The organism is Burkholderia sp. AW33-5 (genome assembly GCF_053427615.1).
In genome coordinates this window covers 35,117-47,587 of the sequence record NZ_JBSAXA010000005.1, presented here as the reverse complement: position 1 = coordinate 47,587, position 12,471 = coordinate 35,117, and the positions used below count along the sequence as shown (strand labels likewise).

Genomic DNA, 12,471 nt, shown 5'->3' with positions numbered 1-12,471 from the left:
TAGAATAGCGCTCGCTGTTGCCGTCACGAGGGTGGCAGGGCCACCTCGCCGCGCGCGCAGTTTCGACCAGCATCACCTGCTCAGCCACGTCACTGGAGTCGATCATGCCGTATCAGCACATCAAGGTTCCGGAGGGCGGTGACAAGATCACCGTCAACAAGGACTTCTCGCTCAACGTTTCCGATCAGCCGATCATTCCCTATATCGAAGGCGACGGTACGGGCTTCGACATCACGCCGGTGATGATCAAGGTCGTCGACGCGGCGGTCGCGCATGCCTACAAGGGCAAGCGCAAGATCCACTGGATGGAGATCTTCGCGGGCGAGAAGGCGACGAAGGTGTACGGTCCGGACGTGTGGCTGCCGGACGAAACGCTGCAGGTGCTGAAGGAATACGTGGTGTCGATCAAGGGGCCGCTCACGACCCCGGTCGGCGGCGGCATCCGTTCGCTGAACGTCGCGCTGCGCCAGGAACTCGACCTCTACGTGTGCCTGCGCCCGGTCCAGTATTTCAAGGGCGTGCCGTCGCCGGTGCGCGAGCCGCAAAAGATCGACATGGTGATCTTCCGCGAGAACTCGGAAGACATCTACGCGGGCATCGAATGGGCCGCGGGCTCCGAGCAGGCGAAGAAGGTCATCAAGTTCCTGCAGGAAGAAATGGGCGTGAAGAAGATCCGCTTCCCGGAAACCTCGGGGATCGGCGTCAAGCCCGTGTCGACGGAAGGCACCGAGCGTCTCGTGCGCAAGGCGATCCAGTATGCGATCGACAACGATCGCAAGTCGGTCACGCTGGTGCACAAGGGCAACATCATGAAGTTCACGGAAGGCCTGTTCCGTGACGCCGGCTACGCGCTCGCGCAGAAGGAATTCGGCGGCGAGCTGATCGACGGCGGCCCGTGGATGCGCGTGAAGAACCCGAAGACGGGCAACGAGATCGTCATCAAGGATTCGATCGCCGACGCGTTCCTGCAGCAGATCCTGCTGCGCCCGGCCGAATACGACGTGATCGCGACGCTGAACCTGAACGGCGACTACATCTCCGACGCGCTGGCCGCTCAGGTCGGCGGCATCGGGATCGCGCCGGGCGCGAACCTGTCGGATTCGGTCGCGATGTTCGAGGCGACCCACGGCACGGCGCCGAAGTACGCGGGCAAGGATTACGTGAACCCCGGTTCCGAGATCCTGTCGGCGGAAATGATGCTGCGCCACCTCGGCTGGACGGAAGCGGCCGATACGATCATCGCCGCGATGGAGAAGTCGATCCTGCAGAAGCGCGTCACGTACGACTTCGCGCGCCTGATGGAAGGCGCGACGCAGGTGTCGTGCTCCGGCTTCGGCGAAGTGCTGATCGAGAACATGTAAGTCCCTTTCCGGGGCAGGCCGGCGGACCGCCGGCAGCCCCGGCGCCTACTGCCGGCGCCGGGGCATTTCATGAACGGCAGGTTTGTTGGCAGGGCGGTCCGGCATGCGGGCCGCGGCGCCGCGATGCGGCTCGCACGCCCTGCAAGGTAGAACATGACGGCCCTCGCAACACCACTGTCCGGCTAGCCGGCACGCCCCTTTCGCGATCGACCCGGTCGCTCCCCGCCGATTACCGTCGGCGCTCCTCAGTCCCAAATTTTCACGTAGCAACGCATCGACCATGTCCACTTCGCCCAAGATCATCTACACCCTCACCGACGAAGCGCCGGCGCTCGCGACCTATTCGCTGCTGCCGATCGTCAAGGCCTTCACGCGCTCGTCGGGCGTCGCCGTCGAAACGCGCGACATCTCGCTCGCCGGCCGCATCATCGCGGCATTCGCCGACGTCCTGCCGCCGGAGCAGAAGGGTTCCGACGATCTGGCCGAACTGGGCCAGCTCACGCTGAAGCCGGAAGCGAACATCATCAAGCTGCCGAACATCAGCGCATCGGTGCCGCAGCTCAAGGCCGCGATCGCCGAATTGCAGGCGCAGGGCTACAAGCTGCCGGCGTACCCGGAAGAGCCGTCGACCGACGAAGAGAAGGCCGTCAAGGCCCGCTACGACAAGATCAAGGGCAGCGCGGTGAACCCGGTGCTGCGCGAAGGCAACTCCGACCGTCGCGCGCCGCTGTCGGTCAAGAACTACGCACGCAAGCACCCGCACAAGATGGGCGCATGGAAGGCGACGTCGAAGGCGCACGTCGCGCACATGAGCGAAGGCGACTTCTACGGCAGCGAGAAGTCGGCGCTGATCGCCGATGCCGGCAGCGTGAAGATCGAACTCACGACGGCCGACGGCGTCAAGAAGGTGCTGAAGGAAAAGACGGCCGTGAAGGCCGGTGAAGTCATCGATGCATCGGTGATGAGCCGCAAGGCGCTGCGCAGCTTCATCGAAGCGCAGATCGCCGACGCGAAGGCGCAGGACGTGCTGTTCTCGGTGCACCTGAAGGCGACCATGATGAAGGTCTCGGACCCGATCCTGTTCGGTCACTTCGTGTCGGTGTTCTACCGCGACGCGCTCGCGAAGCACGCGGACGTGCTGGCGCAGGCCGGCTTCAACCCGAACAACGGCATCGGCGACCTGTACGCGCGCCTGAAGGACCTGCCGGCCGACACGCGCGAAGCGATCGAAGCCGACGTCAAGGCCGAATACGCAGCGCGTCCGCGCCTCGCGATGGTCAACTCGGACAAGGGCATCACGAACCTGCACGTGCCGAGCGACGTGATCGTCGACGCATCGATGCCGGCGATGATCCGCGAGTCGGGCTGCATGTGGGGCCCGGACGGCGAACTGTACGACGCGAAGGCCGTGATTCCGGACCGCTGCTACGCGGGTGTCTACCAGGCCGTGATCGAGGACTGCAAGCAACACGGCGCATTCGATCCGGTCACGATGGGCAGCGTGCCGAACGTCGGCCTGATGGCGCAGGCAGCCGAGGAATACGGTTCGCACGACAAGACGTTCCAGATCCCGGCCGACGGCGTCGTGCGCGTCACGGACGACGCCGGCAACGTGCTGCTCGAGCACGCGGTCGAGTCGGGCGACATCTGGCGCATGTGCCAGACGAAGGACGCGCCGGTGCAGGACTGGGTCAAGCTCGCGGTGAACCGTGCCCGCGCGACCGGCGCGCCGGCCGTGTTCTGGCTCGATCCGGCACGGGCGCACGACGCGCAGATCATCGCGAAGGTCGAACGCTACCTGAAGGATCACGACACGAACGGCCTCGACATCCGCATCATGACGCCGGAAGACGCCACGCGCTTCTCGCTCGAGCGCATCCGCGCGGGCAAGGACACGATCTCGGTCACGGGCAACGTGCTGCGCGACTACCTGACCGACCTGTTCCCGATCATGGAACTCGGCACCAGCGCGAAGATGCTGTCGATCGTGCCGCTGATGGCCGGCGGCGGGATGTTCGAAACGGGCGCGGGCGGTTCGGCTCCGAAGCACGTGCAGCAGTTCGTCGAGGAAGGCTTCCTGCGCTGGGATTCGCTCGGCGAATTCCTCGCGCTGGCCGCGTCGCTCGAACATCTCGGCAACGCGTATCAGAACCCGAAGGCGCTCGTGCTCGCGAAGACGCTCGACCAGGCGACCGGCAAGTTCCTGGACGAGAACAAATCGCCGGCGCGCAAGGTCGGCGGCCTCGACAACCGCGGCAGCCACTTCTATCTGTGCCTCTACTGGGCGCAGGCGCTGGCCGAGCAGACCGAGGACGCCGCGCTGAAGGCGCAGTTCGAAGGCGTCGCGAAGGTGCTGTCCGACAACGAGGCGCGCATCCTCGAAGAACTGTCGGCGGCGCAGGGCAGCGCGCAGGCGATCGGCGGCTACTACCGTCCGAACGTCGAGCTGACGAGCCGGGCGATGCGTCCGAGCGCAACGCTGAACGGCATCGTCGACGCAGTCGCCTGACGCGGGCGCGCTCCCGCGCGCGCCACGGCAGCGGCGGCGGCACCAGCCGATGCGGCGGGCCTGGCGGCTCGCCGTTCCGCCGAACATGAAAACGCCCCGGTCACCTGGGGCGTTTTTCGTTGCCGGCGTGCCATTCAGATGTGCACGATTTCCCACTCGGCGATTTCGTGCGGCACTTCGAGCGTGGCCGTATCCAGTTCGGACAGTTGCTCGCAGTCGCCGCGGGAGATGTGGTCGGCCGCCACTTCCGGGCACGAGAACGCGCCGAGCAGGGCGTTGCCGAACGTCGCTTCCCAGCCGCCGTTACCCGGCAGGATGTAGAACGACCCGAGCGCTGAACCAAAGCGAAATCCCTTCATTTCCGTTCTCCCTTTCTGATCACAAGCGATTCTGTTGTGCCGCCCGCCGGTTCGTCCGGCTGTGGCCCGACTGGCTGCTTGCGCCGGATTCCGTATCGACCGTCGTGGCGAAGCGTCAGTGCATGGAACAAAGTCTACGTCCGGGGCCGCGCCCGATGGCGCGCGTAGAGTGGTTTCTCGAAACAAAAATTCTTCCGTAAAAACAGTGGTTTATTTCGCACGTTTTGTATTGCGGAACGTTTTTTGGCATCGCGAAACAACGAATTTGTGCCGTGCACCACGAATTTTTATAACGCAGGGACTTGTTCCGCATCGTGAAAAATTGGCGGGTTCGCATATGAGTGGCGCCCGGCAAGCCGATCGCGGGATGAGCGGCAGGGGCGAATCGTCTCGACGGGGCGTGGCGAAAGCGGGCGGCGAAGGCCGCCCGTCGGTGCCGATTGCAGTGAGGCGCCGCAGCACCCGGCGACGATCGAAAACGCTCGACGATCCCGGTCTCCGGTCCGTTCGTCCGACCGGCCGCGCGCTGCGTCGTATCGACGCTCGCTCGCCGTCGCGGCGCCTCGGCCGGGGGCTGCGGTTATGATGACGCGGGCATCAGGATTCGCGTCGCGCACGAGCGCTTCTCCGTGCCGGCCGGCGCGAGCGTCGCGACGGCCGCGCGACGCAGCACGAATAACGAGGAACGATTGATGATACGGAGAACCTTCCTGTCGCACGCCATCGGCGTTGCGGCGGCATCGCTGTTTGCGCGCACCGCCTGGGCGCAGCATGCCGGTCATACGGGCATGGCCGGCATGGATCAGATGGACGACATGCCGGGGATGTCGGGCATGTCAGGGATGGCAGACCACGCGCAGCACGCGAAACCGGCGCCGGCCGCGCTCGCGGCGGCCGATGCGCTGCCGTCCGGCGCGCCGCTCGCGTCGCTGCGCACGCTCGCGAACGAAAGCCGCGAGCCCGGCACGTTCCGCGCGACGCTGGTCGCCCAGCCGGTCGTGCGTCCGATGCTGCGCGGTGCGCGTCCGACGACGTTCTGGCAATTCGGCGCGGGCACGCAAGGGCCGGTGGTCGGGCCGCTGATCGACGTGCGCGAGGGCGACACGGTCGAAATCCGCTTCGTGAACAAGCTGCCGCAGCCGTCGACGATCCACTGGCACGGCCTGCCGGTGCCGCCCGACCAGGACGGCAACCCGTCCGATCCCGTCGCGCCGGGCGCGTCGCGCGTGTATCGCTTCACGCTGCCGAAGGGGTGCGCCGGCACCTACTGGTATCACCCGCATCCGCACATGATGACCGCCGAGCAGGTGTTCCGCGGGCTGGCGGGCCCGTTCGTCGTGCGTGCCGCCGACGATCCGCTCGCCGGCTGGCCCGAGCGCAACCTGTTCGTGTCCGACCTGAAGCTCGCGCGCGACGGCACGATTCCGCCGAACGACATGATGGACTGGATGAACGGCCGCGAAGGTCAGTTCGTGCTGGTCAACGGTGCGCGCCGGCCGCGGATCGACGTCGCGGGCGACGAGCGCTGGCGCGTGTGGAACGCGTGCAGCGCGCGCTACCTGCGCGTTGCGTTCGACGACGGCCGAGCGTTCGAGCAGGTCGGCACCGACGGCGGGCTGTTCGATGCGCCGCGCCGCGTGACGTCGCTGGTGCTCGCGCCGGGCGAGCGCGCGGAACTGCTGGTGCGCGCGGGCGATCGCGCGTCACGCGCGGTGCTGCAGGCGGCCGAATACGACCGCCGCAAGATGGCGATGTCGCACGACGGCGGCCACGGCAGTCTGCCGCCCGATCCGGCGCTGCCGCTTGCCGACGTCACGTTCGCACCGGCCGCCGCCCGTGCGCTGCCGGCCACGCTGCGCGCGGTGCCCGCCCTGGGCGAACCGGTTACGCACAAGGAGGTCGCGTTCGGCGAGGAGATGGACATGGACGCGATGATGAACGGCCCGGCGCATGGCCGCCCGGCCGGGATGCGCTTCACGATCAACGGCGCGACCTACGCGCCGCACCGTGCGACGCTGACGAGCCGCCGCGGCGACGTCGAGCGCTGGGCGATTCGCAATGCCACCGACATGGATCATCCGTTCCATTTGCACGGCACGCAATTCCAGGTGATCGAGCGCGCATCGGACGGCACGCGCACGAGCGAACCGTTCCGCGCGTGGCGCGACACCGTGAACGTGCGCAGCGGCGAGACCGTGACGATGCTCGTCAGGCAGGACATGCCCGGCGAGCGCATGTTTCACTGCCATATTCTCGAACACGAGGATCTCGGCATGATGGGCACGCTGAAGGTCGTGTAACGAGTATTGAATATGTTTCACGCGTATGACGGCATTCGATCTGCGCGTGCGACAAGACAATACATGTTCAATTATCGGGATTGAACGAAAAGGCCGGCCAATCGAATTAACGCGTGGCCGGCCTGAAAAAAAAGAAACCCGGCGCAATGCCGGGTTTCTTCGTCTGATATCCGGTGCCTTTACGCGGCCTGGATGTTCGACGCTTGCTTGCCCTTCGGCCCTTGAACGACCTCGAAGCTAACCTTCTGGCCTTCCTTCAGGGTCTTGAAGCCCTGCATGTTGATGGCCGAGAAGTGCGCAAACAGATCTTCACCGCCCTCGTCGGGAGTGATGAAACCGAAGCCCTTCGCGTCGTTGAACCACTTAACGATACCAGTTGCCATTTTCCTACTTCCCCTGTCACACAGTCGCTGCTACTTACCACGAGCACGCTCGAAAAGCTAAACGACCGGAAAATACAGCCGTTCCCCCCTCACAAGCTCACCTTCGGCCTCTTTCATTTCGCCAACCGACGAGTTGAAAAAAGTGCCAGCTTGATTGTTGGCGCTCTTTATTTGAGTGTCAAGCGGAATTTTTAGACGGTTAGAGGGCCGTTGTAAAGAACCCATTTTCAGGGTTTTTCCGGCTTTGCTTTGCAGCATGCCGCCGAGCGCGCGGACTTGAAAAGTCGCATAATCGGCTCATATACCAGGCTCGAGTGACACGCGATCGAGTCGTCCCGGCTTGTGGGATACTGGATGCGGATGCGACGGTCCGGTGCGGTTTCCCCCTGACGGTTCGTGTTCCGCGCCACGCGTGAAAGCCGGCACCGCAGCCGGCTTTCGTATGGCACGAAGACGATCGCGAGTCGTCGGGAACCAGGGAGGGCGCCGGCCGGTCGGTCGGGTAATGGCAGGATTGCGGGCCTGTCCGAGTTGTTTAGAATGGGTGTATGGCGATTATCCCGGACAAGCAGGACAGCACCGTCCTGGAACGCAAGCAGCAGAAGCTCAAGCCGCCTTCGATGTACAAGGTGGTGCTGCTGAACGACGACTTCACGCCGATGGAGTTCGTCGTGATGGTCGTACAGGAGTATTTCAAGAAGGATCGCGAGACGGCCACGCAGATCATGCTGAAGGTCCATCGTGAAGGGCGAGGGGTTTGTGGGGTCTATACGCGGGACATCGCGTCGACCAAGGTTGAGCAAGTCGTTACCCATGCGCGGCAGGCCGGGCATCCGCTGCAGTGCGTGATGGAGGAAGCATGATTGCCCAGGAATTGGAAGTCAGCCTGCACATGGCGTTCATGGAAGCACGCCAGGCGCGCCATGAGTTCATTACGGTCGAGCATCTGCTGCTGGCCCTGCTGGATAATCCGACGGCAGCCGAGGTGTTGCGCGCGTGTGCGGCCAACATCGAGGACTTGCGTCAGAACCTGCGCAATTTCATCCACGACAACACACCTACCGTCCCGGGCACCGACGATGTCGATACCCAGCCGACGCTCGGTTTCCAGCGCGTGATCCAGCGCGCGATCATGCACGTCCAGTCGACGTCGAACGGCAAGAAGGAAGTCACCGGCGCGAACGTGCTGGTCGCGATCTTCGGCGAGAAAGACTCGCACGCCGTCTATTACCTGCAGCAGCAGGGCGTCACGCGCCTGGACGTGGTGAACTTCATTTCGCACGGCATCGCGAAGACGAACGGCGGCGAAGCCGCGAAGTCGGCCGACGCGAACGCGGAAAGCGAAGACGCGAACACGCAAAAGGAAACCCCGCTCGCGCAGTTCACGCAGAACCTGAACCAGATGGCGAAGGACGGCCGCATCGATCCGCTGATCGGTCGCGAGCCGGAAGTCGAGCGCGTCGTGCAGGTGCTGTGCCGCCGCCGCAAGAACAATCCGCTGCTCGTCGGCGAAGCCGGCGTCGGCAAGACCGCGATCGCGGAAGGGCTCGCCTATCGCATCACGCGCGGCGAAGTGCCGGACATCCTCGCGAACGCACAGGTGTATTCGCTCGACATGGGCGCGCTGCTCGCGGGCACCAAGTATCGCGGCGACTTCGAGCAGCGTCTGAAGACGGTGCTGAAGGAGCTGAAGGAACGGCCGCACGCGATCCTGTTCATCGACGAAATTCACACGCTGATCGGCGCGGGCGCCGCTTCGGGCGGCACGCTCGACGCATCGAACCTGCTGAAGCCGGCGCTGTCGTCGGGCACGCTCAAGTGCATCGGCGCGACCACGTTCACCGAATATCGCGGCATCTTCGAAAAGGACGCGGCGCTGTCGCGGCGCTTCCAGAAGGTCGACGTGACGGAGCCGACCGTCGAGCAGACGGTCGCGATCCTGCGCGGGCTGAAGTCGCGCTTCGAGGAGCATCACGGCGTCAAGTATTCGTCGGGTGCGCTGTCGGCCGCGGCCGAGTTGTCGGCACGCTTCATCACCGACCGTCACCTGCCCGACAAGGCGATCGACGTGATCGACGAAGCGGGCGCCGCGCAGCGCATCCTGCCGAAGTCGAAGCAGAAGAAGACGATCGGCAAGAGCGAGATCGAGGAAATCATCTCGAAGATCGCGCGCGTGCCGGCGCAGAGCGTGTCGCAGGACGATCGCAGCAAGCTGCAGACGCTCGATCGCGACCTGAAGAGCGTCGTGTTCGGCCAGGATCCGGCGATCGACGCGCTCGCGGCGTCGATCAAGATGGCGCGTGCGGGCCTCGGCAAGATGGACAAGCCGATCGGCGCGTTCCTGTTTTCCGGCCCGACGGGCGTCGGCAAGACCGAAGTGGCGCGCCAGCTCGCGTTCACGCTCGGCATCGAGCTGATCCGCTTCGACATGTCGGAATACATGGAGCGTCACGCGGTGAGCCGCCTGATCGGCGCGCCGCCGGGCTACGTCGGGTTCGACCAGGGCGGCCTCCTGACCGAAGCCGTCACGAAGAAGCCGCACTGCGTGCTGCTGCTCGACGAAATCGAGAAGGCGCATCCGGACATCTTCAACGTGCTGCTGCAGGTGATGGACCACGGCACGCTGACGGACAACAACGGCCGCAAGGCGGATTTCCGCAACGTCATCATCATCATGACGACGAATGCGGGCGCCGAGTCGATGCAGAAGGCGACGATCGGCTTCACGACGCGCCGCGAGACGGGCGACGAGATGACCGACATCAAGCGCCTGTTCACGCCGGAGTTCCGCAACCGTCTGGATGCGATCATCAGCTTCCGCTCGCTCGATGAGGAAATCATCATGCGCGTGGTCGACAAGTTCCTGATCCAGCTCGAGGAGCAGCTGCACGAGAAGAAGGTCGACGCGCTCTTCACCGACGCGTTGCGCAAGCATCTCGCGAAGCATGGCTTCGACCCGCTGATGGGCGCGCGGCCGATGCAGCGGCTGATCCAGGACACGATCCGTCGCGCGCTCGCCGATGAACTGCTGTTCGGCAAGCTCGTCAATGGCGGTCACGTGACGGTCGACGTCGACGAAAACGACAAGGTGCAGTTGTCGTTCGACAAGCTGGCGAATCCGCCGCACAAGCCGAACGAAGAGACGGTCGAAGTCGAGTAAGCGATAATTCGTTGTTCATGCGAACGGCGCGGGAAGTTTTCCGCGCCGTTTCGCTTTATCTGGCGCCGGTGGCGCGATGGTGGTGCAGGGGAGTGGTAACGCGGTGACACAACAACAACGGTCGTTCGACAACATCGTCGCGCGCGAACAAGGATTGCGCCATGCGCTGACGTCGGGGCAGATGGCGATGATCGCGATCGGCGGCGCGATCGGCACGGGGCTGTTCCTCGGCAGCGGGTTCGCGATCGGGCTCGCGGGCCCGAGCGTGCTGGTTTCGTACGCGATTGGCGCGCTGATCGCGCTGCTGCTGATGGGCGCGCTCGCGGAAATGACGGTCGCGCATCCGACGGCCGGCTCGTTCGGTGCGTACGCCGAGCATTACGTCGGCCCGCTCGCGGGCTTTCTCGTGCGCTATGCGTACTGGTTCGCGGTCGTGTTCGCGATCGGCACCGAGATCAGCGCGATCGCCGTCTTCATGAAGTACTGGTTCCCCGCCGTGCCCGGCTGGTACTGGGTGATCGGCTTCTCCGCGCTGCTGATCGCGGTGAACCTCGCGAGCGTCACGCTGTACGGGTCGGTCGAATATGCGTTCTCGTTGCTGAAGATCGCGGCGATCGTCGTGTTCATCGCGCTCGGCGCGTATCTCGTGTGGGCGGCGCCGGCGGCCTCGGGCATCGGCTTCGCGAACTACACCGCGCACGACGGCTTCATGCCGAAAGGGCCGTGGGGCACGTGGGTCGCGGTGATCGTCGCGATCTTCAGCTACATGAGCATCGAGGCGGTCGCGATCGCGGCCGGCGAGGCGCGCGATCCGCAGCATGCGGTCACGCGCGCGTTCCGCTCGACGGTGTTCCGGCTCGTGCTGTTCTACCTGCTCACGCTGTCGCTGATGCTCGCGATCGTGCCCTGGACGCAGGCCGGCACCGACGAAAGCCCGTTCGTGAAGGTGATGGCCGCGACGCACGTGCCGTTTGCGGCCGGCGTGATCAACTTCGTGTTGCTGATCGCGGCGCTGTCGGCGATGAACAGCCAGCTCTACGTGACGACGCGGATGATGTTCAGCCTGTCGCGCGCGCGGCTCGCGCCGGCCGTGTTCGGCCGGCTCGGCAACAACGGCGTGCCGCGTGCGGCGCTGTGGATCTCGACCAGCGGCGTCGCGGTCGCGGCGGTGCTGGTCGCGCTGTCGCCGGATACCGCGTTCACCGTGATGATGGCGATCGCGATGTTCGGCGCACTGTTCACATGGCTGATGATCTTCGTCACGCACCTGCGTTTTCGCGCGCAATATCGCGGCCCGGCGCTCGCGTTCCGGATGTGGGGGCACCCGTTCGGCAGCCTGCTCGGTGCGGGGCTCGTCGGCGCGATCCTGCTGACGACCGCTTTCACGCGCGAATTCCGGATGACGATGGTGGTCGGCGTCGTGTTCGTCGTGCTGCTGACGCTCGCGTACGCACTGCACTACCGGCACCGGCACGCGCGTTGACGCGTGGCTGCGCGCGCCGTGGGCCGCGCGGCGCTGCCACACCGCTAAGGTTCCGTTAAGCCGGCGGCGACTACATTCGAACCTGTCCGCGATCCGGGCTGGCGCACGCCAGTCCGTCGCCATCTGTATAAAGGGGTTCGAATGAACAAACTTCCTGAAATCACGCTCGCGTTCTGGATCATGAAGATCTGCGCGACGACGCTCGGCGAGACCGGCGGCGACCTGCTGTCGATGACGCTGAACGTCGGCTATGCGGTGAGCTCGATCCTGCTGTTCGGCTTCTTTCTCGTGACGCTGGGCGCCCAGCTCAGAACGACGCAGTATCGCCCGGCGATCTACTGGGCGGTGATCGTCGCGACGAGCACCGCCGGCACGACGATGTCCGATTTCATGGACCGGACGCTCGGCCTCGGCTATGCCGCCGGCTCGTCGATTCTCGTCGCGATCCTGCTGGCGATCTTCGCGGTATGGCGGCTGAGCGGCGAATCGCTGTCGGTCGACCTGATCCGCACGCGCAAGGTCGAACTGCTGTACTGGATCGCGATCCTGTTCTCGAACACGCTCGGCACCGCACTCGGCGATTTTCTCGCGGACAGCTCGGGCCTCGGCTTCGGCGGCGGCGCGCTGCTGATCGGCGGGCTGCTCGCACTGATCGTGCTGGCCCACTATTTCACGCGCATTTCGGGCGTGCTGCTGTTCTGGGCCGCGTTCGTGCTCACGCGTCCGTTCGGGGCGACGGTCGGCGACCTGCTGACGAAACCGGTTGCCAAGGGCGGGCTCGCGCTCGGCACCGTCGGATCGTCGGCGGTGCTGCTCGGCGTACTCGTCGCGATGGTGATCTACGCGATCATCGTGCAGGCGCGGCGACGCGAGCTCGTACCCGCGCGGATTGCGCAGACGGCCGATCGGTGAACGG

The 12,471-nt window shown here is 65.0% G+C and carries 9 protein-coding genes; 7 read left to right on the top strand and 2 right to left on the bottom strand.

Features of this window, described 5'->3' with window-relative positions; translation table 11 throughout:
• The first annotated feature begins 104 nt into the window (after nucleotides 1-104).
• Together icd and ACV22V_RS11810 are read left to right on the top strand one after the other, a co-directional pair.
• Nucleotides 105-1,361 carry an NADP-dependent isocitrate dehydrogenase gene (icd, locus tag ACV22V_RS11815; protein ID WP_044845581.1) on the top strand — a complete coding sequence of 419 codons (1,257 nt, stop codon included), beginning with the start codon at nucleotides 105-107 and terminating at the stop codon, nucleotides 1,359-1,361.
• Nucleotides 1,362-1,641: 280 nt separating this feature from the next.
• A complete protein-coding gene (locus ACV22V_RS11810; protein ID WP_448013947.1) occupies nucleotides 1,642-3,870 on the top strand; it encodes an NADP-dependent isocitrate dehydrogenase in 2,229 nt (742 codons plus the stop codon).
• A 134-nt stretch (nucleotides 3,871-4,004) separates the two neighbouring features.
• On the opposite strand, the gene ACV22V_RS11805 is transcribed toward ACV22V_RS11810, so the two are convergent.
• Complete coding sequence (locus tag ACV22V_RS11805) at nucleotides 4,005-4,229, bottom strand: hypothetical protein (RefSeq protein WP_223964990.1); 225 nt, start codon at nucleotides 4,227-4,229, stop codon at nucleotides 4,005-4,007.
• 692 nt (nucleotides 4,230-4,921) lie between these two features.
• On the opposite strand from ACV22V_RS11805, the gene ACV22V_RS11800 reads away from it, so the two are divergent.
• Complete coding sequence (locus tag ACV22V_RS11800; protein WP_448013945.1) at nucleotides 4,922-6,529, top strand: multicopper oxidase family protein; 1,608 nt, start codon at nucleotides 4,922-4,924, stop codon at nucleotides 6,527-6,529.
• A gap of 179 nt (nucleotides 6,530-6,708) precedes the next feature.
• On the opposite strand, the gene ACV22V_RS11795 is transcribed toward ACV22V_RS11800, so the two are convergent.
• Nucleotides 6,709-6,912 carry a cold-shock protein gene (locus ACV22V_RS11795; protein ID WP_004196460.1) on the bottom strand — a complete coding sequence of 68 codons (204 nt, stop codon included), beginning with the start codon at nucleotides 6,910-6,912 and terminating at the stop codon, nucleotides 6,709-6,711.
• A gap of 548 nt (nucleotides 6,913-7,460) precedes the next feature.
• Between ACV22V_RS11795 and clpS the strand changes: the two genes are divergently transcribed.
• From clpS to ACV22V_RS11775, 4 genes are all read left to right on the top strand, one after another.
• Complete coding sequence (clpS, locus tag ACV22V_RS11790; RefSeq protein ID WP_006398529.1) at nucleotides 7,461-7,775, top strand: ATP-dependent Clp protease adapter ClpS; 315 nt, start codon at nucleotides 7,461-7,463, stop codon at nucleotides 7,773-7,775.
• Nucleotides 7,772-10,072 (top strand): ATP-dependent Clp protease ATP-binding subunit ClpA, encoded by a 2,301-nt coding sequence (gene clpA / locus ACV22V_RS11785; RefSeq protein ID WP_448013944.1) that lies wholly within the window; start codon nucleotides 7,772-7,774, stop codon nucleotides 10,070-10,072. The genes clpS and clpA overlap by 4 nt, the downstream gene beginning before the upstream one ends.
• Before the next feature lie 103 nt (nucleotides 10,073-10,175).
• Nucleotides 10,176-11,555: an amino acid permease gene (locus tag ACV22V_RS11780; protein WP_448013943.1), complete on the top strand. Its 1,380-nt coding sequence runs from the start codon at nucleotides 10,176-10,178 to the stop codon at nucleotides 11,553-11,555.
• A gap of 141 nt (nucleotides 11,556-11,696) precedes the next feature.
• A complete protein-coding gene (locus ACV22V_RS11775) occupies nucleotides 11,697-12,467 on the top strand; it encodes a COG4705 family protein (protein WP_059701856.1) in 771 nt (256 codons plus the stop codon).
• The last annotated feature ends 4 nt before the right edge of the window (nucleotides 12,468-12,471 follow it).

Bases quoted from the DNA above. Each gene is read 5' to 3' on its own strand.
- icd (WP_044845581.1), top strand. From the start codon at position 105: ATGCCGTATCAGCACATCAAGGTTCCGGAGGGCGGTGACAAGATCACC.
- ACV22V_RS11810 (WP_448013947.1), top strand. From the start codon at position 1,642: ATGTCCACTTCGCCCAAGATCATCTACACCCTCACCGACGAAGCGCCG.
- ACV22V_RS11805 (WP_223964990.1), bottom strand. From the start codon at position 4,229: ATGAAGGGATTTCGCTTTGGTTCAGCGCTCGGGTCGTTCTACATCCTG.
- ACV22V_RS11800 (WP_448013945.1), top strand. From the start codon at position 4,922: ATGATACGGAGAACCTTCCTGTCGCACGCCATCGGCGTTGCGGCGGCA.
- ACV22V_RS11795 (WP_004196460.1), bottom strand. From the start codon at position 6,912: ATGGCAACTGGTATCGTTAAGTGGTTCAACGACGCGAAGGGCTTCGGT.
- clpS (WP_006398529.1), top strand. From the start codon at position 7,461: ATGGCGATTATCCCGGACAAGCAGGACAGCACCGTCCTGGAACGCAAG.
- clpA (WP_448013944.1), top strand. From the start codon at position 7,772: ATGATTGCCCAGGAATTGGAAGTCAGCCTGCACATGGCGTTCATGGAA.
- ACV22V_RS11775 (WP_059701856.1), top strand. From the start codon at position 11,697: ATGAACAAACTTCCTGAAATCACGCTCGCGTTCTGGATCATGAAGATC.